The following is a 23,535-nucleotide window of genomic DNA, read 5'->3' as shown; positions in this document are numbered from 1 at the left end:
GCCAGACCGCCGCGGGAGGTTTCCTTGTACTTGTCGTGCATGTCGGCGCCGGTGTCGCGCATGGTGCGGATCACCCGGTCCAGCGAGATGAAGTGCTCGCCGTCGCCGCGCAGTGCCATCTGCGCCGCGTTGATCGCCTTCACCGCAGCAATCGCGTTGCGCTCGATGCACGGCACCTGCACCAGCCCGCCCACCGGGTCGCAGGTCAGCCCCAGGTTGTGCTCCAGACCGATCTCCGCCGCGTTCTCCAGCTGCGCCGGCGTCGCTCCCAGCACTTCCGCCAGGCCCGCCGCCGCCATCGCGCACGCCGAACCGACTTCACCCTGGCAACCGACTTCGGCACCGGAGATCGAGGCGTTCTTCTTGCACAGGATGCCGACGGCCGCCGCCCCGAGGAAGAAGTTCACCACGTCGTCTTCGCTGGCCTCGGGGTTGAAGCGCATGTAGTAGTGCAGCACCGCCGGGATGATCCCCGCCGCACCGTTGGTAGGCGCGGTGACCATGCGCCCGCCGGCGGCGTTTTCCTCGTTCACCGCCAGGGCGTAGAGGTTCACCCATTCCATCGCGCTCATGGTCGAGCCGATGACGTTGGGCTTGCCCAGCTCCTGCAGGCTGCGGTGCAGCTTGGCGGCGCGCCGGCGCACGTTCAGCCCGCCGGGCAGGATGCCTTCGTGGCCGAGGCCGTTGGTCACGCATTCCTGCATGGCGTCCCAGAGCTTCAGCAGCCCGGCGCGAATCTCCGCTTCGCTGCGCCAGGCCTTTTCGTTGGCCAGCATCAGTTCGGCAATGCGCAGGTTGTGCCGCTGGCACAGCTCCAGCAGTTCTTCGGCGCTGGAGAAGTCGTAGGGCAGTTCGGTGTGGTCCTGGTCCAGTTGCCCAGACTTGGCCTGGGCTTCGTCGACCACGAAACCGCCACCGATGGAGTAGTAGGTGTCGCGGTGCAGTTCACCGCCTTCGCCTTCGACGATCAGGGTCATGGCGTTGGGATGGTAGGGCAGGTTCTCGTCCAGCAGCAGCAGGTCGCGCGACCAGTCGAAGACCACCGGGTGGCTGCCGTCCAGCAGCAGTTCGCGGGACGCCTGCAGCGCTTCGATGCGCGGGGCGATCTGCTTGGGGTCGACGCGGTCCGGCCATTCGCCCATCAGCCCCACCAGGGTGGCGCGGTCGGTGCCGTGGCCAACGCCGGTGGCCGACAGCGAGCCATACAGGCGCACCTCGACCCGTCGCACCTGCTCCAGCAGGCCGCGCTCGCGCAGCGCCGTGGCGAACAGCGCCGCCGCCCGCATCGGGCCCACGGTGTGCGAGCTGGAAGGGCCGATACCGATCTTGAACAGGTCGAACACGCTGATAGCCATGCCGGTTCCCCGATTGAGGCAATGTAGGAGCAATAGGTGGGAGCGAAATCATTCGCGATGCGGGCCGCAGACCTGCCCTTCCCTACGGCGATTCTCCCGATCCAACGCCGGGGAAATCTGTCCGTATCCGACCCGAAAATGCACCCCTCCACCGCCTCACCCACAGAAGTCGGGGATCATGCTGTGGATAAGCTGTAGAGCTACCGCCCCGCCCCAGGCACTGCGCCGCTTCCAGCCGAATGGTCAATTCTTGAGCTATTTCAGCCACTTGCGGAAAGAGCTGCCCCCAGAATCTGTGCAGGGGCTTGTGGATAAGATGTGAGCGTCCGGCCAGGGGCCCGGTGGCCGGGGCCTCTGCCGGAACTGATCAGTAAATGCACAGCTTGGGAGAAATTAAACACACGCTTAAATTTTGTAACCCACGCCAACCCGGGCTTTGGCTGCTGGTATAAAAGTTTCCGTTCAAATTATGAGCAGCCTGAAACCCAGGCTAACGTTCAAGTCACAAGAACAACGGAGACCCGCCCCATGAATCCCGGCACCCAGGCAGAGGCTGATTTCATCGTCCTGCCCAGCGACACCGCCAAGGCCCTGCCCGTTTCCCCTGACGACGATTTCCCCGAGGTGTTCGCCACCTCTCGCATGATCGCCCTGATGGAGCTGGCGGCATCGCGCTGCATGCGTCCCCTGCTGCAGGACGGCCAGCTCTCGGTGGGCGTCGGTGTGGATATCCGCCATCTCGGCGCCACCCCGGTGGGCGTCCGCGTATCGGCCCGCGCCACCTTCCTCGGTCAGGAAGGCAAGCTTTACCTGTTCAAGGTCGAAGCCTTTGACGAGGGCGGCCTGATTGGCGAGGGCCAGCACAGCCGCGCCATCGTCGCCACCGACCGGCTGCTCGCCGGGGCCCATTCCCGCAACCAACGCTGAACCGAATTCCCCATGACACGACCCGATGCCCGGCCCCGGCGCTTGCGGCTGCCAGACGGCCGCACCCTGGCCTACCAGCTCTACGGCGCCAGCGAAGGCCGCCCGCTGTACTACTTCCACGGTTTTCCCGGCAGTCGCCTGCAAGCCGCGCTGCACCATGAGCAAGCCCTGGCGGCCGACGTCTGCCTGGTAGCGCCGGATCGGCCCGGTTTCGGCTGGTCCGACTACCAGGCTGGTCGCAGCATCCTCGGTTGGGCCGAGGATGTGGCGTTCATGGCCGATACCCTCGGCCACCGGCGCTTCGGCGTGCTCGGGGTGTCCTGTGGCGGCCCCTATGCGCTGGCCTGTGCCCATCAGATGGGTGAGCGGCTGGACTACGTCGGGCTGCTGGCCGGCATGGGACCAATGGACATCCCCGAACTGCGCACGGCGCAGTTGCCGGCACTCAAGCTGATGTTCGGCCTGGCCCGCGTCCATCCCGGGCTGGCCAGTCCGCTCCTGGCGCTGGACAGCCTGCTGTTCAGGCATAACCCGGAACGGGCGGTAAAGGCGTTGGCCGGTCTGCTGGCCGAACCGGACCGCCAATTGCTGGCAGCCGCCCCGGAGGCCGCCGGGGATTTCGCGGCGTTTCTCGCCGAAGCCTATCGCCAGGGCATCCGCGGTGCCTGCACGGAAGCCGCACTGATCGCCTCACCCCGCCACTTCGCCCTGGAGGAGATCCCGGTGCCGGTGCACCTCTATCAGAGCGGCCAGGATCGCCATGTACCGGCGGTCATGGGCCGCCACCTGCAGGCACGGCTGCCACAAGCGCACCTGCGGAGTTATCCACAGGAAGGCCATCTCTCCATCGCGATCAACCAGTTCCCCCAGGTGCTGGCGGATTTCAGTCACTCCAAGCAGAACGAGGCAGCCTGACATGAGCGACACCTTCACCTATCGCGGCGCGGTCTATCCCTGGCACTGCGACCACATGGGCCACATGAACGTGATGTGGTACGTCGGCAAGTTCGACGAGGCCACCTGGCAGCTCTTCACCCTGCTGGGCCTGGCACCGTCGCGCCTGCGCGAGGAGAACGCCGGCATGGCGGCGGTGGAACAGCAGATCGAATACCGCCGCGAGTTGCACGCAGGCGATGTCGTATCCATCCGCTCCCAGGTGCTGGAGATGAAGGAGAAGTCGATCCGCTTCCGTCATGAGATGCGCAACGACGAAACCGGCGAGATCGCCGCCGTCACCACCCTGGTGGGCGTTCACCTGGACACCCTGGCGCGCCGCGCGCGGGCCTTTCCCGCCGATATCCGCGAGCGTGCCGCCGCCTGGCAACCGGCCGACTGAGGTCTATCCCCATAAAGCGTGGACGGTCCTGTGGACAAACTGTGGGATCGGCCGCACAGCCCGCGTGTTGCCTGGCCTGCCGACGACCGATCGAATTTTGATCAACCGTTCAGTTGGCTCAGGCAGGCCTGGGACACTTTCAGCAGGCGCTGGTGGGTCTGCTCAGGCAGTGGGGTCTTCTGGTCCTTCAACGTTTCCAGCTCGGTGCTGCTGAACTCGCTGCTGACCTGGTCGGCCGCACAACTGCAGTACCGCTGCAGCTTGTCCTGCGCGATGCTGGCCTGGGCGCTGGTCTTGCACTCCTGGATGAAGTGGTCGCGCTCGCCGCTGGGCCACTCGGCGGCAACAGCCGGCAAGCCGATCAGGGCGGGAACGAACAGGGCGATCAGGGTTGCGTAACGCATGGCGGTTCTCCTTCCTGGGTGGGGCGTCGCCTTGAAGCGCGCTCTAGGATTCTGAGGTGCCTTGTGAGGGTTGAGTTCCCGATTCCTGACCAGGCGCCGCTGGCAGAAAAGGATGTCGCCTCGAGCGAATCCCGCGCGTCAAACCTGGCGTAAAGTTAGCCTCCATACGCCTGTGCCTGCAGGCGAACGGACAGAAGGACCAGGACATGACCGACCAGACCCAGCAATTCGCCAGCGACAACTACTCCGGTATCTGCCCGGAGGCCTGGGCCGCGATGGCCGAGGCCAACCGCGGCCATGAGCGCGCCTATGGCGAAGACCAGTGGACGGCCCGCGCCTCCGACCATTTCCGCCAGTTGTTCGAGACCGACTGCGAAGTCTTCTTCGCCTTCAACGGTACCGCCGCCAACTCCCTGGCCCTGGCCTCCCTGTGCCAGAGCTACCACAGCGTGATCTGCTCCGAGACAGCCCACGTCGAGACCGACGAATGCGGCGCACCGGAGTTCTTCTCCAACGGCTCCAAGCTGCTGCTGGCCAGGACCACCGACGGCAAGTTGACCCCCGAGGCAATCCGCGAGATCGCCCTGAAACGCCAAGATATCCACTACCCCAAACCCCGCGTGGTCACCCTCACCCAGGCCACCGAAGTGGGCACCGTCTACCGCCCCGAAGAAGTCCGCGCCATCAGCCAGGTGTGCAAGGAGCTGGGCCTGAACCTGCACATGGACGGTGCGCGCTTCTCCAATGCCTGCGCCTTCCTCGGCTGCTCGCCGGCCGACCTGACCTGGAAGGCCGGGGTGGATGTGCTCTGCTTCGGCGGCACCAAGAACGGCATGGCGGTAGGCGAGGCCATTCTCTTCTTCAACCGCGACCTGGCCGAGGACTTCGACTACCGCTGCAAACAGGCCGGCCAACTGGCCTCGAAGATGCGCTTCCTCGCCGCACCCTGGGTGGGCCTGCTGCAAGACGACGCCTGGCTGCACTACGGCAGGCACGCCAATGCCTGTGCACAACTGCTGGCGGAACTGGTGAGCGACGTGCCCGGCGTCAGCCTGATGTTCCCGGTGGAAGCCAACGGCGTGTTCCTGCAGATGTCCGAACCGGCGCTGGAGTACCTGCGCGCCAAGGGCTGGCGCTTCTACACCTTCATTGGCGCCGGCGGTGCCCGCTTCATGTGCTCCTGGGATACCGAAATGGATCGGGTTCGTGAATTGGCCGTGGATATCCGCGCGGCGATGGGTACCTGATCCACGCCTTGAACCAACTTAGGGGCGAATTCATTCACCAAGGGCAGCGCAGCTGCCCTATTGCGCCGACAGGTTTCTTTCCGCCACTCCTTATCTTCGCTTTACCCCCGTTTTCCGTGGACCAACCTGTGGACAATCTGTAGAGCCACCGCTGCAGGCCACGCCGTCCGCGGCTTCCCGCGCTCTGTATATTTCCTGATCTATTTCAATAACTTGGCTCTTCTTCCACACAGATTCTGTGTAGCGAAAGGTACACAAGCTGTGGAAAACAGCCTGTAGCCCTCGTCCCACGTGAGGCACATCAACCTGATCACTTATTAACCATCACCCCGCGCCACCACGATTACCCCCTGGCACTGTGGATAATCCTGTGGAAATGCTGTTGATGCCGCTGTATAGCTCAGGCCCCGTCATTCCTGGCGTCCCGCCAATTTGATGCACAAAAGGACCTGCCCGCCAAAAACTTGCGCACACAATCCGTGCATATCCCTGTGGAAAAGCCGTTTGTAAATCAACCGGACGCAGTAAACACGGGCTGTACAGAGCATCGATCAGTTGTCGCTCGACCGGTATTTATTCCCATTGGGCGGCCTGCACGTCATCTCTAACAGTGGAAAACCGCACTTTTACTCACAAAGCCAGTGGAGTCTTCTGTGCATAAGCTGTACAGAGCCCTTGCAGCGCCAGAAACGGCGCGGCTTAGCGGATCTCGTACATTTTTCGATCAATATCAATACGTTGCGGCAAAACCCGAGCATCCGGAGCAGCCATGGCGCGCCTGCCTATACTGGAAACACCCCAGCGCGCGGAGGTACTCATGGCGAACTACTCGGTGGAATCCATTCGAACGATCGCCCTGGTCGGCCACGGCGACAGCGGCAAGACCAGCCTGACGGAAGCCTTGCTGCACCGTAGTGGCGCCATCCCCAACGCCGGCACCCTGGAGCGCGGCGACACGGTGTGCGACTTCGACCCGCTGGAGCGCGAATACCGCCACTCCCTCGCCTCGGCCCTGGCCCACTGCAGCCACGCCGACGCCGAGCTGAACCTGATCGACACCCCCGGCTACCCGGATTTCATCGGCCAGTCCATCGCCGCCCTGGCTGCGGTGGAAACCGCGTTGGTCGTGGTCAATGCGCAGAACGGCATCGAGCTCACCACCCGCCGAATGATGGCCATGGCGGCCGAGCGCGGGCTGTGCCGAATGCTGGTGGTGAACAAGATCGACGCCGAGCGGGTGGACCTGCCGGCCCTGCTGGCCAATCTGCGCGAGGTCTTCGGCAAGGAAGTGCTGCCGCTCAACCTGCCGGCCGATAACGCCAGCCGCGTGGTGGATTGCTTCTTCACACCTGCCGGCGAAGCCGACTTCTCTTCCGTGGCCGACGCACACCAGGCGCTTGTGGACCAGGTGGTGGAAGTCGACGAAGACCTGATGGCCCGTTACCTGGAACAGGGCGAGATCGCCCCGGAGGAACTTCACGAGCCCTTCGAGCGGGCCCTGCGTGAAGGGCACCTGATCCCCCTGTGCTTCACCTCCGCACGCACCGGCGCCGGGGTGGCCGAGCTACTGGATATCCTCGCGCGCCTGGCGCCCAACCCCACCGAGGGCAACCCACCGCTCTTTCTCAAGGGCGAGGGAGCGGACGCCAAGGCCTTCCGCTCCCGGCCTGACCCGCAGCAACATGTGCTGGCCCACGTGTTCAAGGTGGTAATCGATCCTTTCGTGGGCAAGCTCGGCATCTTCCGGGTGCACCAGGGCACCCTGGCGCGGGACATGCAACTGTTCGTCGGCGACGGCCGCAAACCCTTCAAGCTCGGCCATTTGCTACGCCTGCAAGGCAAGCGCCATGAGGAAGTGACCCGGCTGATACCGGGCGACTTCGGCGCCCTGACCAAGGTGGACGACGTGGAGTTCGACTCGGTGCTGCACGATTCCCACGACGAGGACCAGATCCACCTCAAGGCCCTGGATTTCCCAGCGCCCATGCAGGGCCTTGCCATCGAGGCCAAGCGCCGTGGCGACGAGCAGCGCATTGCCGAAGTGCTGAACCGCCTGCAAGCCGAAGACCCCTGCGTGAAACTCGACTACCAGGCCTCCACCCAGGAGACCGTGTTGCGCGGCATGGGCGAACTGCACCTGCGCTACCTGCTGGACCGCATCACCGGGTCGTACAAGGTGGAGGTGGAGACCCGCCCACCCAAGGTCCCCTATCGAGAAGCTATTACGCGCCCTGCCGAGGGCCACAGCCGGCACAAGAAGCAGACCGGCGGTGCGGGCCAGTTCGGCGAGGTGTTCCTGCGCGTCGAGCCATTACCCCGGGGCAGTGGCTTTACCTTCATCGATGAAGTGAAGGGCGGCGTGATCCCTTCCCAGTTCATCCCTTCGGTGGAGAAGGGCGTCCGCTCGGTACTGGCCTGCGGGCCGCTGGCCGGGCTTCCGGTGCAGGATGTCAAAGTCACAGTACACGACGGCAAACACCACCCCGTGGACTCCAAGGACATCGCCTTCCAGGCCGCCGGACGCAAGGCCATGCTCGACGCCCTGCGCGCGGGCGGCGAGGTCGTGCTGGAACCCGTAGTCACCGTCGAAGTGACGGCGCCGGAGGCGAATCTGGGTGATATCACCACTGACCTGATCGGCCGCCGCGGCCAGGTGACCGGGACCGAGTCCCTGTCCCAGGGCCTGGCCCTGGTCTTCGGCCAGGTGCCCCTGGCTGAGCTGGACGGCTACGCCGGGCGACTCAAGGCCATCACCCAGGGCCACGGCGCCTTCAGCATGGTTCTCAGCCACTACAGCCCCGCGCCACAGGATGTGCAGCAGAAACTGGCAGGAACCTACAAGGCGGTGCAGGAAGAGGATTGAACCAGAAGGTGGATGCGCGTTTCTTTGTGGGGGCGATTTCAATGGCAATGCCTGCCACAGGCCTGCCCCTTGAAATACCAGGGGGCAGCTACGCCGACCTTGGCGAATGACCTCACTCTGTCTGCATTAGCTTGTAGCGAGAGAATTACCACCGGGCCAAAAACCTTGTAGGAGCTGGCTTGCCAGCGAAACGGAGCCATTCGCCGGCAAGCCAGCGCCTACGGGCAATACTGCTGCTTGCAACTCGTCATGCAGTCAGAGCCATTGAATTCGCCCCCCCAATGAAACTGCCACTCAGACCAACCCCTCCGCTTTCAGCGCCTCCTGCACAGCCGGACGACTCGCCACGCGCCCCTGGAATTCCAGGAGCTCAGGGCAGTCGGAGATATCCATTTTCAGGAAGCCCGCCCAGTTGGTCACAGTGAACAGATAGGCATCCGCTGCGGTGAAGTCGTCACCGGTGAGGAACTGCCGGCCACGCAGTTGCTCCGACACCCACTGCAGGCGCCGGTGCACCATTCCTGCGTAGGTCGCCTTGGCTTTTTCGTCCAGCGCCGGGTTGAACAGGGCGCCAAACGACTTATGCACCTCGCTGTTGATGAACGCCTGCCATTCCATGACGCGGTAGCGCAGCAGCGAGCCAGCGGCCGGCATCAGATCGGTGCGGCCGGCCTGATCGCACAGGTACTGGCAGATCACCGGCACTTCAGTCAGCGTCTGGCCGTTGTCCAGCTCCAGCAAGGGCACATAGCCCTTGGGGTTGCTGCGGTAGTAGTCATCGCCGGCGGCTGTCTTGTGGGCACCCAGGTCGACCTTTTCCAGGGCGAAGGGTTTGCCGATCTCGCGCAGGACGATATGCACGGCGAGGGAACAGGCTCCGGGGGAATAGTAGAGTTTCATCGCATGGGCACCTCAGGCAGGTCGCAAGGGACTGGCGCAGGCAGCGCGCCAGTGGATGAAGCGTCCGGACAAGCATAGCGGGGGTTGCCCCCACGAACAGTGGACCAGCCTGTGGACAAGCTGTTCGTCCCTGGCGCCTGGCCGCGGCCTGCGGAACCTGCCGAGGTTTGGTTATTTTTTCTGCAAATTCAGAGAGTTGCGCACAGCAACTGTGCACCGCTACGCCCACAAGCTGTGGACAGATGGCGCCAGCCCGCGGGGGGCGCGGGCTGGCGAGAGATGCTCAGAAAACCATCAGTAGTCGATGGCCACGTCGCCCTTGGGAATGCTGCAGCAGGAAAGGATGTAACCCTCGGCGACATCTTCGTCGGTGATGCCACCGTTGTGCTCCATCTCCACCTCGCCAGCGGTCTTCATCACTTTGCAGGTACCACAGATGCCCATGCCACAGGCCTTGGGAATATGCAGTCCTACTTTGGCGGCGGCCGAATGCACGGTCTCGCCGGGAGCGATGCGAATGCTCTTGCCGGTGCCGGTGAACTCCACCAGATTCATATCGCCAGCCGGTACTTCGGCGGCCGCTTCGGCCGCCTCGGCGGCATGCTCATTAACTTCTGCACGGATTTCCGGCGGCGTCGGGCCGAAGGCTTCTTCGTGATAGCGCTTCATGTCGAAGCCGGCCGCTTCCAGCAGGCGCTTGATCGCCGCCATGTAGGGGGTCGGGCCGCAGCAGAAGATCTCGCGCTCCATGAAATCACCGGCGATCAAGTCGAGCATCGCGCGGCTCAGGTAGCCGCGATAACCGGACCAGGTTTCGCCGATTTCGTACTTCTCGCAGATTAGGTGCAGCTTGAAGTTGTTGATGCGCGAAGCCATGTGGCGCAGCTCGCGGTGGTAAATGATGTCCTTCGGTGTGCGCGCGCTGTGGACGAAGATCATGTCTACCGCGCCGTTGGTGTCGAAGAACCAGCGCGCCATGGACATCACCGGCGTAATGCCGACACCGCCGGAAAGGAACAGCACCTTCTCCGCCGGGAAGTCGATGGCGTTGAACAGGCCCACCGGGCCGTGCACCGGGATCACATCCCCTTCTTTCAGGTTGTCGTGCAGCCAGTTGGACACCTTGCCGCCGGGCACACGCTTGATGGTCAGGGAAAAACTATAGGGCACCGAGGGCGAGCTGGAGATGGTGTAGGAGCGCATGATCGGCTGGCCGTCGATCTCCAGCTCCAGGGTCACGAACTGCCCAGGCTTGAAAAAGAACACCATCGGCTGGTCGGCCATGAAACAGAAGGTGCGCACGTCCCAGGTTTCCTGGATCGCCTTGACGCAGCGAACCATGTGCCGGCCGTTGGTCCAGGTCTGGGTCGTGATGGGATTGAGGAAATTGTTCGTCATGGACGCTGCTCCGCGCGTGGCCGGATATCGGCCTAATGTGGCGGATTGTGAATAACGCAAAAACGGCCCATTTACCTGTCCGCGACATTCACATGCTCATCGCGACCTGCCAGCAACCACCGGGGCTTGCGCGTCGGAAACGGATGTTCCTATGTCGCCCGTGGATAAGGTCGTACCTCTGCGCGCCAGCACACTCAGCTCCAGCCGAACCATAAGGCATTTGAGCGAACCACCCTCGCACCCGCAGCAGGGCAGCCAATCGGCAGGCGAGAAACGAGGGCAGGTCACGCCGCCTTGCGTGACAACCGAACCAGCCACTTATTGCGGCGGTCGCGAACGCGACCAGCCATTGAGGAGTTACCGATGGACGTCACTTCCACCCTGAGCCTGGGCGATCCGCTTGAACCCGCACGCAAGGCCACGGCCGACATGCTCCGCGAACGCGACCACAGCTTCTCCCTGCCGCAGCCGTTCTATAACGACGAGCGCCTGTTCCAGATCGACATGCAGGAGATCTTCCACAAGGAGTGGCTGATCGCCGGCATGACCTGCGAAATCCCCGCCAAGGGCAACTACCTGACCCTGCAGATCGGCGACAACCCGATCATCGTCATCCGTGGCGCCGAAGGTCAGGTGCATGCCTTCCACAACGTCTGCCGCCATCGTGGCTCGCGCCTGTGCGTCAGTGACAAGGGCAAGGTTGCCAAGCTGGTCTGCCCGTACCACCAGTGGACCTACGAGTTGGACGGCCGCCTGCTGTTCGCCGGCACCGAGATGGGCGCCGACTTCGACATGAAGGAATACGGCCTCAAGCCGGTCAACGTGAAAACCGCTGGCGGCTACATCTTCATTTCGCTGGCCGAGAACCCGCCGGCCATCGACGATTTCCTCGCCACCCTGGCTCACTACATGGAGCCTTACGACATGGAGAACACCAAGGTGGCGGTACAGACCACCTTGATGGAAAAGGCCAACTGGAAGCTGGTGATCGAGAACAACCGCGAGTGCTACCACTGCAATGGTTCGCACCCGGAACTGCTGAAGACCCTGCTGGAATGGGACGACGTCACCGACCCACGCGCCAGCCAGGCGTTCAAGGATCAGGTCGCCGCCTGCACCAAGGCCTGGGACGAGGAGAAGATCCCCTACGCCCACGCCAGCTTCGGCCTGCGCAACCGCATCGTGCGCATGCCCCTGCTCGACGGCACTGTCTCCATGACCATGGACGGCAAGCAGGGCTCGAAGAAACTCATGGGCCGCATCAAGAACCCGGACCTGGGCTCCATGCGCATCCTCCACCTGCCGCACTCCTGGAACCACTGCATGGGCGATCACCTGATCGTATTCACCGTGTGGCCCATCAGCGCCCAGGAAACCATGGTCACCACCAAATGGCTGGTGCACAAGGACGCGGTTGAGGGTGTGGACTACGACGTTGCCCGACTGCGTGAAGTCTGGGATGCGACCAACGATCAGGACCGTCGCCTGGCCGAAGAGAACCAGCGCGGCATCAACTCCACCGCCTACCAGCCCGGTCCGTACTCCAAGACCTACGAGTTCGGTGTGATCAACTTCCTCGACTGGTACAGCGAACGCGTACTCAACAACCTCGGAGACACCCCGGCCACCAAGCTGCGCCAAGTCAACGAGTAATCCATCCAGGGAGTGCCACGAGGCGGCTTCGACCGACCTCGTGGCGCTGGGGGAACAGCCATGTCCACCTGCCTCGGCTTCGCCATCCTCCTGACGCTTTATGGACTGGCCTCGAGCTTGCTCAAGGCCTGGTCCGAACGCTCACACTGAGGTCCTTCAAGGACCACCCTCGCCCCCGCTGGGATGTCGGCTCCAGCGGGGGCTTTTTTTGCCTTAAAGAACCCGGAGCGATGTGCCAGCGGCGAATGTCTGACAGAAAACGCCTCCAGATAGTTTTGGGAAAACTCTCAATGATGCCCCGTCATCGCGAGAGAGCGGATGTGGGAACTTTCCTAATCAGAATGAATTGAGGAAAAGTACACATTCCGCATAGGAATCGTCCGAGAAATGCGAGGCTCCTTCAGACAAGGACATAATTCCTACAGAAAAACCGGACGCCCAGGATGTGGAAGGTAAGAGCCTTCTGATTTTTACTGACCCTAAGTCAGAAGGAGAGTCAAATCATGAAAACAATCCTGATAGTTATTTCTCTTGTGCTGACCGCACTCTCAGCGGTTTCCCACGCCACAGAAGAAAAGACGATCCACGGGGTCATTCACTTTGTAGGAAGTATCAATAGGGCTCCGTGTGATTATTCAACGGCCGACTGGTACCGGCATACCGGTCGTTCCGACGGCAGCAGCCCAAGGAACGCTGGCGCCGTTCCGGCCTCAAGCAGTGTGTGCGCCGGGATCGCCGATACGTCCTCCATCAGCACCCATGAAGTCGCTGCCAGATCGAGCACAACGGTCCGCGGCAGGGTGGTCGTGGTGACCTTCAACTAAAAGGACGAGGCCGCCACGGGATAGCGCCATTTCTGCCCGGCATGAGGAGCGGAACCTGACGCTTCCCGTGGCCAGCCAGGCAAGTGCCCAACACGAAGTGTTGGCACCAGCTCTCTACATCACCGGGTGCGAGGGCGGGCCAACCCTTGGTAGCCAGCTGATTCCACCAGCGTGATCAACCACCCTTTCACATGGGTCAGGGCGCGGTTACCCCGCCTTCCCTCGATCGCGGCATTGCGTCCGAAAGGATCGCCAAAACCCACGTAGCTCCAGCATTGGCAATACTTTCATCCCGCCCAGCCGCTTCGCTTCCCCCCCGTCAATCGGGGCCTGGAAGAACCATCAAGAAACGGGCTACCGCTCACGTCGGCCATTCCTTACAGATCCAATAACTTGGTCCGATATACCCAAAACACACAGATGATTATCGTGGCTGGGCATTTCGGTGCAGCACTTTTCGTGATCAATTTATCCTGGAGTAAAGAATGAAAAAGCTCTCCCTCGCGTTCCTCGCCATGTCCGTCATCGCCGCCAGCGGTTCCGCCTTCGCCGCCACCGATGCTGGTCAGGGCCAGATCAACTTCACCGGCATAATCAACAACGACGCCTGCTCGGTTGACGGCAGCACCGGCCGTGAAAAAGCCATTGCCGTAGACCTGGGCAACGTCTCCATCAAGGACATGGGCACCGACACCGCACCGAACGCCGGCCGCCTGGGCGCCGCCAACTTCAACCTGAACGTCAACTGCAACGCAGGCACCAAGGTCTCGATGCTGTTCGACGCCCGCTCCGGCTCCGGCGTAGTGCCGGGCAAGCAGGTCCTGGCCCTGAATCCCGGCATCAACTCCGCCAAGAACGTCGGTATCGCCCTGCTCAACAGCGAAGGCCAGATCATCGACCTGAGCGCCCCTGCCACCGCCAAGATCGAAGGCAACCTGAACGGCGGCGATGCAGTCCTGAACTTCGCCGCCGCCTACGTCACCACCGCCGACCCAACCACCGCCACCGCGGGTAGCGGTAACGCGACCCTGCCGTTCACCCTGCAGTACGAATAAGCCGTACTGCGCCCCTGAAGACTGGCGAGGCCAACTGGCCTCGCCACCTCCTTGGTTCCCGTTGGTAAAACCTATGCTCCGTCACACAATCTCCGCTTGCCTGGGCGCTCTGAGCCTGATGCTGGCCTCCCACGCTTACGCGGGAATATCCCTGAACGCCACGCGCATCGTTTTCAACAGCCCCAACAAAGAGGCGAGCATCACGGTCCGCAACAGCGGCCAGGAAGTACTGATCCAGTCCTGGCTCGATAGCGGAAACGACTCGGAAACTCCTCCCCCCTTCGCCGTTGCCCCACCTCTGGCCCGAGTACCGGCAAACGACCAACAGTTGCTGCGCATCCTGTACGAAGGCAGCGGCTTGCCAACCGACCGGGAATCCGTCGTGTGGCTCAATGTCCAGGAAATTCCCCAGTCCAGTGCTGGCGATAACAAGCTGCAACTGGCAGTACGCCAACGCATCAAGGTGTTCTTCCGCCCGGCAGGTCTTGCAGGAGAAGCCAGTCAGGCTCCAGAGGAACTGCAATGGCAGTTGGTGTCCCAGGCAGGCAAGACCGAGCTGCGGGTGCGAAATCCCGGCAAGTACCACGTATCCATGAGTGATCTGAAACTCGGAAGCGAAGTAGCCGTCGAGTCCACGATGGTTGCGCCAGGCGAAGAGAAAGCCTTCCCCATTAAGCGTGCGGTTCCCGCAGGCACGATCGATCTGACGTTCTCCAGCATTAACGACTATGGGGCGCAGGTCCCTTACTCCGCACGTCTTCCGGTCGGTGGTTCCGCCAGTACTGCAGCAAAGCGCAACGACCGGACTTCTTAACGGCCCATCCCCAACTCCCTGACTTTGCCCTTTCAGGTGGTGCTCTTTCGTGCATCTCACCAAGCGTGCTGCCGGGGGTAGACCAGGCTTCTTCAGGCATTGAGAAATGAGCAATCTGCCCTGTCAAACCGACGGAGCGCGCGCGCGGTTGGCAGCAACCCGGCAGCAAGCCCCATCGACGCAGCGCCCCAACGGACTCGCGCTAGCCATTTCCATGGCACTTCCTGCGCTGTCCTTCGGCACCGAACATCCCGAACCGCAGCCGGTTGAAGCCTTGCAGATCGAATCGTTCAACACCACGTTCCTGAAAGGCGCCCCTTCAGCCGTGGACCTGCAGCAACTGCTGCAGACAAACAGCGTCCTACCGGGCAACTATCGAGTGGACCTCTACAACAACGGAGTGCTGGCTGGTCGCAAGGACGTGGACTTTCGGCGCAATCCACAGACAGGTGTCGTCGAAGCGTGCCTGAACCTCGACCTTCTTCAACTACTGGGCATCGATATCGCCAAACTGATGGAACAGGGGAGGCTCGATCCGGAAGTCGCTGACGCCTGCTACGATCTGGCCTCACTGATCGATCAGGCAGTGCTGCGCTACGACTCGACGCGCTTGCGCCTGAACGCCAGCATTCCACAGATCGCGATGCTCCGTGGACGGCGCGGCTACGTTGACCCAGCGCTGTGGGACAACGGTGTCAATGCCGCGTTCGTCAACTATCAGCTCAACACCTACCGGAACCGCGACAGCTACGGCCGACAAACCTCCAACAACCTGGGGCTGCGAAACGGCATCAACCTCGGCTCCTGGCGTCTGCGCAACGAGTCCAACTTCCGGACAGGCACCGGGCAACGGAATACCTTCAAGAGCAATCGCACCTATCTCCAGCACGATGTCACCCGGCTAAAGGGGCAATTCACCCTGGGCGAGATCTATTCGGATTCCGATCTGTTCGACAGCGTGCGCTATCGCGGCATCAAGCTGGCGTCGGACGAAGGCATGCGGGCGGACAGCGAGCGCGGCTATGCGCCGGTCATCCGCGGCGTGGCGGAGACGAATGCGACGGTCGAGATCCGCCAGAACGACTACATCCTCTATTCAACCAACGTGTCGCCGGGTCCATTCGAGATCAGCGACATCTTCCCCACCGGCTCCAACGGCGATCTCGAAGTCACCATCATCGAGGCGGATGGTCGCCGCCGCGTAAGCCTGCAAGCCTTCTCCAGCCTGCCCACCATGGTCCGGGAAGGCCAACTGAAATACAGCCTTTCGGCCGGTCAGTTCAACAGCAACAGTGATGACCAGAACACGCCTGGATTCGTCAGCACAACCCTCACCTACGGTCTGAGCAGTAACTTCACCGGCATCGTCGGAGCCCAGGCAACCCAGAATTTCAACGCCGTGTCGGTCGGTGCAGGTCGTAACACTTCTCTCGGAGCCGTATCAGTCGACCTGACCCACTCAGCGAGTCGAGTGCAGGGCCTTTCCGCACGCGGGAACAGTTTGCGAGCCCTGTATGCCAAGACGTTCACGGGTACCGACACCAGCTTTACCCTGGCGGCCTATCGATACTCCACCGAGGGATACCGGACGCTTTCCGATCATGTGCAGGAACTCAGCAGCGGCCTTCCAGCCACCTATGGCCGTTCGAAAATCCGCACCGACCTAACCGTCAGTCAAACCCTCGGTGCCCAGAAGTACGGCAACCTCTACGTCAACGCCAGCGACGAGCGCTACTGGAACCGCGGCGGTTCGCGTAGCTATTCCGCCGGCTACTCCAATGGCTGGCGTGACGTCAGCTACAATTTCAGCGTTAGCCAGTCCCGCAACATCGGCGGCGCCACCCCCTCGAACAACGACACTCAATTCAACCTGTCCGTGTCCTTCCCATTGGGTTCGAAGCCACGCGCGCCGAGAGCTTACGCGTCGACCTCCCACCGCAAGGACAGCGACAGTTCACAGCTGGGGGTGAACGGTTACCTGTCGGATGAGAACGACCTGTCCTATTCGGTGCAAGGCAGCAGGAACAGCGGCACCGGCGGCGCGGCCTCGGCCACCCTGATGGGTCGTACCTCGATGGCGGACGTTTCCCTGGGCTACAGCAAAGGACGCGACTATAGGTCGGAGAGCCTTTCAGTGGCGGGTTCGCTGGTGGCCCATGCGGGCGGTATCAACCTGGGCCAGCCGGTGGGCGAAACGTTCGCATTGGCGGAAGTGCCCGACACTCCAGGTGTTGGCATCAGTAGCTACAGCGGTGCAAGCACTGGCTACAACGGCTATGCAATTGTCCCCAACGCCCAACCCTATCGGGTCAACTGGGTCACTCTGGATACACGCAACCTTGGCGGCGACATCGAGATCGACAACGCGACCCAACAGGTTGTGCCACGGCGTGGTGCCATTGTGCTGGCGCGCTTTGAAGGGAAAAAGGGTCGCCGCGTCCAGTTCCAGCTGTTCGACAGCCTGGGTAAACCGATTCCGTTTGGCGCTTCGCTGGAGGATGCCAGCGGCAAGCAGCTCGCCATCTCAGACCCGAGCGGCCGGGCTCTGGCTCTGGTCGAAGAGGAGCAGGCCACACTGACCATCAAGTGGAGCGGCAACCAGTGTTCCGCAGCCTACGCGCTCCCACCGCAGGACAAGCTCTCCAACTACGAGCGCTACCGTCTCAGTTGTCAGGGCTAAGGGGCTGGGTCAAGCGAATCGTTAGCCCTCCCGGCGTGCCGTGAGGTCGTTGCGCCGGGCGAACTCAATCAACTCCAGCAGGGACCCCAAGTTCAGCTTCTGTTGGATGCGGGTCTTGTAGGTGCTGACGGTCTTGTTGCTGAGCAGCATCCGTTCACCGATTTCCTTGTTGGAAAGTCCCGTTGCCAGGTACTGGAGCACCATCAACTCCTGGTTGGACAGACGCTCGACCAGTTCGCCCTCGCTGAGGCTAGGCAACTGGCCGCCATTCAACGTGCTGGAGGGGAAAACGGTGAAGCCGGCACTGATAGCGTTGATGGCGGTCAGCAGGTGCTGCAGATCCTCTTCCTTGCTGACAAACCCCTTGGCGCCCGCCAGGAAGCAGCGCTGGGAAAAACTCTCCGCCGGCTGGGACGTAAGCACTAGCACATGACTATCGAGCCCCAATGCGCGAATTCGCGAGATGACATTGAGCCCATCGAGACGCGGAATCCCGATGTCCAGGATGACGATATCCGGCTCGTGCTGGCGGATTAGCTGCATGGCGTCGACACCATTGTCCGCCTCGCCAACGACGTCCATCCCGTTGCGTTCCAGCAACATGCGGACAGCCATACGGATGACAGGATGATCATCGACGATCAGCGCACTTCTCATTGCAACCTCGAATCCAGTGGGGCCGGCGCCATTGGCGCTGCCCTTGATTACGGCCCCGAATCGGATGCCGATGAAATTTCCTACACTCCCGCAGGAAGAGACGCCTAGCTGAGGGTACTTCGTCCTCAGTAACTTGGCTGCTCTCCCAATCCCTGTCGAGCCCACCATGAAAAACTTCAGCATTTTGGTTCTGGAAGACGAACCATTCCAGCGCCTGATCGCAGTGACTGGCTTGCGGCAACTGGGGTTCGAACAGATACATGAAGCCGCTGACGGCGCCGCGGCCCTGGCCCGACTGGATGCCTGCGGTGGCGTCGACATCGTGCTCTGCGATCTGCGCATGACGGGCATGGATGGACTGGCCTTCCTGCGCCATGCCAGCCAGGCGGGCACTGTCCGCTCGGTCATTCTCAGCAGCGAGGTAGAGCCTGAGTTGCGCCAGGCGACGATCTCCATGATCCGCTGCCTGGGATTGAATTTCCTGGGGGATCTGGGCAAACCCTTCGATATGGGCCGCGCCGCTAACCTGATTGAGCGGCATACACCGCCGCCACTCGAAACCGCGCGCAATCTGGAGTTCATCGATCCACCAAGCCTGGACGAGATATTTCGAGGCCTCGAGCAGGGCGAGTTCGAAGCCTGGTTCCAGCCAAAATTCCACCTTGAGAGCGAGGCGATGCAGGGTGCTGAAGTCCTGGCCCGCTGGCGTCATCCACAGCGCGGCGTGCTCCCTCCTTCCCAGTTCCTGCCGGCCATGGAGGTCCATGGGCTGATCGACCGGTTGTTCTGGCAGCTCCTCACGCAAGGCCTCACGCTGCAGCAGGATCTTGCCCGCCACGGACAACGCGTGAACCTCGCCTTCAACCTCCAGCCCCAGCAATTGAGCGACCAGGACCTCGCCGACCACGTCGGAAGAGCCCTGGCAGGCGCCGGGTTGCCTGGCGAGGGCCTGACCTTCGAACTCACCGAAACTGGCCTGCTGGAAGCCCCGGCGGCTAGCCTGGAAAGCCTGGTGAGGCTGCGCCTGCTGGGCTGCGGCCTGGCCATGGACGACTTCGGCGCCGGTTACTCCTCGCTCGACCGGCTCTGCGAACTGCCCTTCAGCCAAATCAAACTGGACGCGGCCTTTGTCCGCAAACTGATCAATCAGCCCCGCAACGGCGCCATCATCAGCAGCGCCGTTGCGCTGGCCGATGCCATGGACATGGCGCTGGTCGTGGAAGGAGTGGAAACCGCCGAGCAGCGCGAACGACTGTTGTCGCTTGGTTGCCGGGTGGCCCAGGGCTACCTCTTTGCCCGCCCACAGAACCGCGACGATTTCTGCACCCTGCTGTCGAGCACATTCACCGCTGGGTCTCACTGATCGTCTACCGCTATCCGCGCCGCCAGCGCCCGCTCCAACTCCAGCATCGCCTGTCGCAGCGCCTCAGCGGTTTCCTGCAACGCCTCCGGCTCCAGCGTCGGCGCTCTGCAGGTCTGTTCCAGATTCACACAGGCCGCGATCAGCGGCGTAGCCTTGACCACCCGGGCAGCACCTTTGAGCCGGTGCGCAAGTTCCAGCAAATTCGGCACATCACCCTGATTGGCCAGGTCTTGCAGCGGTTTCAGGTCACGACGATTGGTCTCCAGCAGCTCGTTGACCAGGTTGCGAATCAGCACCGGATCACCACCGGTCAGGGGCGCAAGCGGGGTCAGGTCGAACAGTGCGCTTTCGCTCGCGCCATCCTCATGCACAGCAGGTGATCGGTCCTCGATCGTCGGTGCACTGCCCGACGCGGCACGCAGCTTCTCCTCCAGCACATCGAGGCCGATGGGCTTGATCACACAGTCGTCCATGCCCGCCTGAATGGCCCGCGCGACTTCCTCGGGCTGGGCGTCGGCAGTCAACCCTAGAATCAGCGTCGGGGCACCAGGTCGCTCGCGCTCATCGTTGCGAATGGCACGCGCGAGCTCTGCACCACTCATGCGCGGCATGTGGCAATCGGTGGCCACCACATCGAAATGCCGGGTCTGCCACAATGCCAGGGCTTCATCGCCGTTCTCAGCCTCCACGACGTCATGCCCGAGGAAGCCCAGCTGCTGGGCGAGAATCTGCCGGTTCACCGGGTGATCATCCACCACCAGCACGCAAAGCCGGCGCTGTGACTGCACGTGCGCAGCCACGGTGGCGACGGGTTCCGCGGCCGGGTCAAGGCGATGCAAGCGAAGCTCCACATCAACCCGCGTGCCCTTGCCGGGGGAACTGGTGAGCGTCAGACGCCCGCCCATCATTTCGCAGAGCGAACGGCAGATAACCAGCCCCAGCCCCGCGCCTTCCGTCTGGCGGTAGCCACGCTCCACCTGGGCGAACGGGCGGAACAACCGGCTCATGTCCTCCTCGGAGATACCGATGCCGGTGTCTTCGACACTGAGGCTCACACTCAACAGGCCGGGCTCCGTGCCTTCACCATGAATCTGCAAGCGGACGCTACCCTCGCGGGTGAACTTGATCGCATTGCTGACCAGGTTCGACAAGATCTGCTTGAAACGCATGCTGTCCACCAGCACATCGCCCTGGATGCTGGAGTCGATATCGAGGACCAGGTTCAACCGCTTCTGTCGTGCCAAGCCATCGAACACGCGCGCAACGGACTCCACCAGTTCACGCAGATTGGCCCGCTGCGGCGCAAGGCTGAGGCGACCGGATTCGATACGAGCGATGTCGAGGATGTCGCCGATGAGCACCAGCAGACTGCGTGCCGAACCATAGGCGACCTCGATGCTCGAGCGGTCGATGGGCTGTTCCCCCGCGCGCTTGAGGGCGAGCTCGAGGATGCCGATCACCGCGTTCATCGGCGTGCGGATTTCGTGACTCATGGTTGCCAGGAAAGTGGTCTTGGCACGGCTGGCCTCATCGGCCAGGTTCTTCGCCGCTTCCAGCTCCTGTACCAGTTGCCGGTGCTCGGTGATATCGAGCCAGCCGCAGATAACACCCTTCACGACGCCGGTGGAGTCCTGGAAGGGCTGGACCCAGTGATCGATCCAGCGTGTCCGTCCATTCAGAGACACCGAGCGCACGCCCTGGAGCATCCGGCCTTCCGCCATCGCCTGGCGATAGAGCTGCGAGAACTCCGGTGCGGATTCGAAACACTCGACGGGCAGCGCTTCCACCGTCAGCCCACGCACCTGCGCCAACTCAAGTCCAACGCTGGACAGGTAGCTGCGATTGCAGGACAGCAGGCGCCCTTCGCTATCCCGCACATAAAGCGGTGGCGGCATGCTGTCTGTCAGCGTCTCGATGAAGCGCAGTTCGTCATTCAGCTGCCGTTCCGCGGTCTTGCGAAGGTGTACTTCTCGACGCAAATAGAGAACCCAACCCAGTACCAGCAGCAGCACCAGCACCGCACCAATGACGATGCGCTGGATCAGCGTGCCGTAATCCCGCCAGGTTTGCGGACTCATCCCCGGGTTGCCACGCCAGCGGTTGGAAATCGCATTCAACTCATCCGGCGCAAGGCTGGCCAGGGTCTTGTCGAGGATGCTGTGCAACTCAGTATCGGCACGGCGCACGGCGAAATTGGCGGTTACCGGCTCAATGCCGGCCAGGCCCGTGATCACCAGACGCCCGGGGAAAAGCCGCGTGATGTAGTAGCGCGCCGTGGTCACAGGAACCAGAGCGTTATCGGCCCGCCCGGCCGAGACAAGGTTCATCGCATCCAGGTAGGAGTCAGCATCCACCGCTTGCATGCCGGGGTAGGCCGCTTTCATTTCTGCCTGGGCGACATTGCCCTTTCCCAGCGCGAGCCGCAGGCCGCTGCCATTACCGGGCACCGGCGCAGAGCTGCCCGGGCCAGCGCGCGCCACCAGCACGAAAGGGACGCTGGAAATGGGGCGGGAGAAGCGCAGATGCGTCTCCCGATCCTTGCTGGCAGCGAGAATCGCAAGGTCCGCGTCCCCATTCAACAGACTGTCGATCTGCTTGGCGAAGCCACCAGCCCGGCTGACAGCCTCGAATCGCAGGCCAGTTCGCAGGGATGCCACTTCCAACAGATCAGCCGCGATGCCGCGGAATTGCCCGTCGTCGTCGAAGAACGCCAGGGGCGCCAGATCGTCGTCGAGCACCAGGCGCACCAACGGATGGCGTTCGATCCAGCGCTGCTCCTCCGTGGACAACGGCAACCGCTCGCCGACCGGTGTCAGGCCGCTCCCCACCCAACGCCGCGAAACCTCATCCAGACGTGCACGGCCAACCGCGCGCAGGGCGGCATCGATGCCACGCAACAGGCGCTGATCGCGCTCACGCAGGACGAAGGCGACACCGACATCGGGGTGCTCGATAAAGCGGTCGAACTTCACCAGACCGTAGAAGCTTCGGTTGAGCTGGAAGTACACCGGCACGACATCGCCAAGGAGCAAGTCGGCTTGTCCGAATGCCACGGCCGCCATGCCGTCTTCCACGGACTTGGCGACAACCTCTTGCGCACCAGGAAAGCGCTGGCCCAGCGACTGGTCGTGGCCGGGCACCAACGCGATGCGCAGCCCGTCGAGGTCCGCGGGGAATGTGCGCGCGTCGTCGTAGCGTCGAAACAGGGCCAGCCGGTCGGTGGAGAAAGGCAGGCTGCGGGCAATCGCGTGTCCCTCGCCGTCCTGCCCATCACCCACGAACAGATCGATATCGCCGTCAGCCAGGGCACGAAGCAAGGCCGGACGGTCGGAATACTGCCGCAGCGTGATCCGCATCCCCAGCCACTGCCCGACAAGGGCTGCGGTATCGGCGGCAATGCCTTCGTAGCTGCCATCTCGCTGGATGATCTCGAGCGGAGCCGTGCCATCGCCAGCCACTCCCAGCACCAGATCGCGCTTTTGTCGCAGCCAGTGCCAGTCCTCTTCCGTGACGGCCAGGTCCTGCTGGTCGACCACCAGTTGGCTGGACAAGGCTAAACGATGGACCTCCTGCCCTGCGTGGGCGCCGGTGCCAAACAGGGCCAGGCAAAATGCGATCCAGTCGAGCCGCACAAATGATCGGGAGATAGAAAGAATGGGCACCTGGCCGGCCTGCGTCGAGGGATTGAAAGGACAGAACATTAGTTCAAAGAGGGCGTCTGTGTAGCGTCTGAGCCCATCGCAAGCAAGCCGCCTACATAGCCTGTAGGAAAGTTCCTAAACGACCGATCAAAAGAAAAACCACCAATATACTTCTCGGCCTGCAGATTCACTGGTTTCTTCGAGTCGCCCCCTATGACGGAGCGGCACGTTTCAAACTTGGTGAAAGTTAGTACGCAGTACTCGGCGTAGTCCGAAGAACAACTTGCTCAATTCTGAAGAAGTTTTCAGAGCAAGCCAACTTGACTTCCTACGCTTCCGAAAAGTTGGACCATCTGTCCCACCGGGCAGGCGTGGCCAGCCAATATCGATGAACCCAGCTCCCAACGGCACCCTTCAG

At 62.4% G+C, this 23,535-nt stretch carries 17 protein-coding genes; 11 read left to right on the top strand and 6 right to left on the bottom strand.

The genetic code is table 11. The annotated features are described in order from the left end of the window. Window positions 1-1,355 (bottom strand): L-serine ammonia-lyase (locus E8F20_RS10395; protein ID WP_280283649.1); only part of this gene is annotated, 1,355 nt, incomplete at its 3' end. 528 nt (window positions 1,356-1,883) lie between these two features. Between E8F20_RS10395 and E8F20_RS10390 the strand changes: the two genes are divergently transcribed. From E8F20_RS10390 to E8F20_RS10380, 3 genes are read left to right on the top strand one after another with little or no spacing between them, the layout of a single operon-like run. Then, window positions 1,884-2,282, top strand: coding sequence for a thioesterase family protein (locus tag E8F20_RS10390; protein ID WP_280283648.1), 399 nt, complete (start codon window positions 1,884-1,886; stop codon window positions 2,280-2,282). Between the two features lie 12 nt (window positions 2,283-2,294). Beyond that, window positions 2,295-3,197 (top strand): alpha/beta hydrolase, encoded by a 903-nt coding sequence (locus E8F20_RS10385; RefSeq protein WP_280283647.1) that lies wholly within the window; start codon window positions 2,295-2,297, stop codon window positions 3,195-3,197. Window position 3,198: 1 nt separating this feature from the next. Continuing rightward, window positions 3,199-3,618 carry a thioesterase family protein gene (locus E8F20_RS10380; protein WP_280283646.1) on the top strand — a complete coding sequence of 140 codons (420 nt, stop codon included), beginning with the start codon at window positions 3,199-3,201 and terminating at the stop codon, window positions 3,616-3,618. 101 nt (window positions 3,619-3,719) lie between these two features. Here E8F20_RS10380 and E8F20_RS10375 read toward each other — a convergent pair whose 3' ends face one another. Next, a complete protein-coding gene (locus E8F20_RS10375; protein WP_280283645.1) occupies window positions 3,720-4,022 on the bottom strand; it encodes a hypothetical protein in 303 nt (100 codons plus the stop codon). A 206-nt stretch (window positions 4,023-4,228) separates the two neighbouring features. Between E8F20_RS10375 and E8F20_RS10370 the strand changes: the two genes are divergently transcribed. Both E8F20_RS10370 and fusA read left to right on the top strand, forming a co-directional pair. Beyond that, entirely contained in the window at window positions 4,229-5,269 is a 1,041-nt protein-coding gene (locus E8F20_RS10370; RefSeq protein ID WP_280283644.1) for a low specificity L-threonine aldolase, read from the top strand. A 769-nt stretch (window positions 5,270-6,038) separates the two neighbouring features. Beyond that, window positions 6,039-8,132: an elongation factor G gene (fusA, locus tag E8F20_RS10365; protein ID WP_280283643.1), complete on the top strand. Its 2,094-nt coding sequence runs from the start codon at window positions 6,039-6,041 to the stop codon at window positions 8,130-8,132. 294 nt (window positions 8,133-8,426) lie between these two features. On the opposite strand, the gene gstA is transcribed toward fusA, so the two are convergent. Then, window positions 8,427-9,032, bottom strand: coding sequence for a glutathione transferase GstA (gene gstA, locus E8F20_RS10360; protein WP_280283642.1), 606 nt, complete (start codon window positions 9,030-9,032; stop codon window positions 8,427-8,429). A gap of 294 nt (window positions 9,033-9,326) precedes the next feature. Beyond that, window positions 9,327-10,430, bottom strand: a complete 1,104-nt coding sequence (gene gbcB, locus E8F20_RS10355) for a glycine-betaine demethylase subunit GbcB (RefSeq protein ID WP_280283641.1) — start codon at window positions 10,428-10,430, stop codon at window positions 9,327-9,329. Window positions 10,431-10,793: 363 nt separating this feature from the next. Here gbcB and gbcA point away from each other — a divergent pair, with 363 nt between their 5' ends. The 5 genes from gbcA to E8F20_RS10330 all read left to right on the top strand — a co-directional run bounded on the left by gbcA (window position 10,794) and on the right by E8F20_RS10330 (window position 17,456). Further along, window positions 10,794-12,083 carry a glycine-betaine demethylase subunit GbcA gene (gene gbcA, locus E8F20_RS10350; protein ID WP_280283640.1) on the top strand — a complete coding sequence of 430 codons (1,290 nt, stop codon included), beginning with the start codon at window positions 10,794-10,796 and terminating at the stop codon, window positions 12,081-12,083. A 503-nt stretch (window positions 12,084-12,586) separates the two neighbouring features. Next, the gene (locus tag E8F20_RS10345) at window positions 12,587-12,907 is read left to right on the top strand and encodes a hypothetical protein (RefSeq protein ID WP_280283639.1); all 321 of its coding nucleotides are present in this window, start codon (window positions 12,587-12,589) and stop codon (window positions 12,905-12,907) included. Window positions 12,908-13,392: 485 nt separating this feature from the next. Continuing rightward, entirely contained in the window at window positions 13,393-13,962 is a 570-nt protein-coding gene (locus E8F20_RS10340) for a fimbrial protein (RefSeq protein ID WP_280283638.1), read from the top strand. A gap of 73 nt (window positions 13,963-14,035) precedes the next feature. Further along, window positions 14,036-14,776 carry a molecular chaperone gene (locus tag E8F20_RS10335; RefSeq protein ID WP_280283637.1) on the top strand — a complete coding sequence of 247 codons (741 nt, stop codon included), beginning with the start codon at window positions 14,036-14,038 and terminating at the stop codon, window positions 14,774-14,776. Between the two features lie 214 nt (window positions 14,777-14,990). Then, a complete protein-coding gene (locus E8F20_RS10330) occupies window positions 14,991-17,456 on the top strand; it encodes a fimbria/pilus outer membrane usher protein (protein ID WP_280283650.1) in 2,466 nt (821 codons plus the stop codon). Window positions 17,457-17,477: 21 nt separating this feature from the next. Here E8F20_RS10330 and E8F20_RS10325 read toward each other — a convergent pair whose 3' ends face one another. Further along, the gene (locus E8F20_RS10325) at window positions 17,478-18,113 is read right to left on the bottom strand and encodes a response regulator transcription factor (RefSeq protein WP_280283636.1); all 636 of its coding nucleotides are present in this window, start codon (window positions 18,111-18,113) and stop codon (window positions 17,478-17,480) included. Window positions 18,114-18,279: 166 nt separating this feature from the next. Between E8F20_RS10325 and E8F20_RS10320 the strand changes: the two genes are divergently transcribed. Then, window positions 18,280-19,476, top strand: coding sequence for an EAL domain-containing response regulator (locus tag E8F20_RS10320; protein WP_280283635.1), 1,197 nt, complete (start codon window positions 18,280-18,282; stop codon window positions 19,474-19,476). Here the strand turns inward: E8F20_RS10320 and E8F20_RS10315 are convergent. After that, on the bottom strand, window positions 19,470-23,177 hold the full coding sequence (locus E8F20_RS10315; protein WP_280283634.1) for a transporter substrate-binding domain-containing protein: 3,708 nt from the start codon (window positions 23,175-23,177) through the stop codon (window positions 19,470-19,472). The genes E8F20_RS10320 and E8F20_RS10315 overlap by 7 nt on opposite strands. Between the last annotated feature and the right edge of the window lie 358 nt (window positions 23,178-23,535).

The sequence above is a fragment of the Pseudomonas sp. BN415 genome, assembly GCF_029871195.1.
Taxonomy (GTDB): domain Bacteria; phylum Pseudomonadota; class Gammaproteobacteria; order Pseudomonadales; family Pseudomonadaceae; genus Metapseudomonas; species Metapseudomonas resinovorans.
Note: the sequence above shows the minus strand (reverse complement) of the source record. Positions and strands in the feature narration are given on the sequence as shown.

What these genes read in the sequence shown, in the direction of transcription:
- E8F20_RS10390 (WP_280283648.1), top strand. Translation starts at nt 1,884, where the DNA reads ATGAATCCCGGCACCCAGGCAGAGGCTGATTTCATCGTCCTGCCCAGC.
- E8F20_RS10385 (WP_280283647.1), top strand. Translation starts at nt 2,295, where the DNA reads ATGACACGACCCGATGCCCGGCCCCGGCGCTTGCGGCTGCCAGACGGC.
- E8F20_RS10380 (WP_280283646.1), top strand. Translation starts at nt 3,199, where the DNA reads ATGAGCGACACCTTCACCTATCGCGGCGCGGTCTATCCCTGGCACTGC.
- E8F20_RS10375 (WP_280283645.1), bottom strand. Translation starts at nt 4,022, where the DNA reads ATGCGTTACGCAACCCTGATCGCCCTGTTCGTTCCCGCCCTGATCGGC.
- E8F20_RS10370 (WP_280283644.1), top strand. Translation starts at nt 4,229, where the DNA reads ATGACCGACCAGACCCAGCAATTCGCCAGCGACAACTACTCCGGTATC.
- fusA (WP_280283643.1), top strand. Translation starts at nt 6,039, where the DNA reads ATGGCGCGCCTGCCTATACTGGAAACACCCCAGCGCGCGGAGGTACTC.
- gstA (WP_280283642.1), bottom strand. Translation starts at nt 9,032, where the DNA reads ATGAAACTCTACTATTCCCCCGGAGCCTGTTCCCTCGCCGTGCATATC.
- gbcB (WP_280283641.1), bottom strand. Translation starts at nt 10,430, where the DNA reads ATGACGAACAATTTCCTCAATCCCATCACGACCCAGACCTGGACCAAC.
- gbcA (WP_280283640.1), top strand. Translation starts at nt 10,794, where the DNA reads ATGGACGTCACTTCCACCCTGAGCCTGGGCGATCCGCTTGAACCCGCA.
- E8F20_RS10345 (WP_280283639.1), top strand. Translation starts at nt 12,587, where the DNA reads ATGAAAACAATCCTGATAGTTATTTCTCTTGTGCTGACCGCACTCTCA.
- E8F20_RS10340 (WP_280283638.1), top strand. Translation starts at nt 13,393, where the DNA reads ATGAAAAAGCTCTCCCTCGCGTTCCTCGCCATGTCCGTCATCGCCGCC.
- E8F20_RS10335 (WP_280283637.1), top strand. Translation starts at nt 14,036, where the DNA reads ATGCTCCGTCACACAATCTCCGCTTGCCTGGGCGCTCTGAGCCTGATG.
- E8F20_RS10330 (WP_280283650.1), top strand. Translation starts at nt 14,991, where the DNA reads ATGGCACTTCCTGCGCTGTCCTTCGGCACCGAACATCCCGAACCGCAG.
- E8F20_RS10325 (WP_280283636.1), bottom strand. Translation starts at nt 18,113, where the DNA reads ATGAGAAGTGCGCTGATCGTCGATGATCATCCTGTCATCCGTATGGCT.
- E8F20_RS10320 (WP_280283635.1), top strand. Translation starts at nt 18,280, where the DNA reads ATGAAAAACTTCAGCATTTTGGTTCTGGAAGACGAACCATTCCAGCGC.
- E8F20_RS10315 (WP_280283634.1), bottom strand. Translation starts at nt 23,177, where the DNA reads ATGTTCTGTCCTTTCAATCCCTCGACGCAGGCCGGCCAGGTGCCCATT.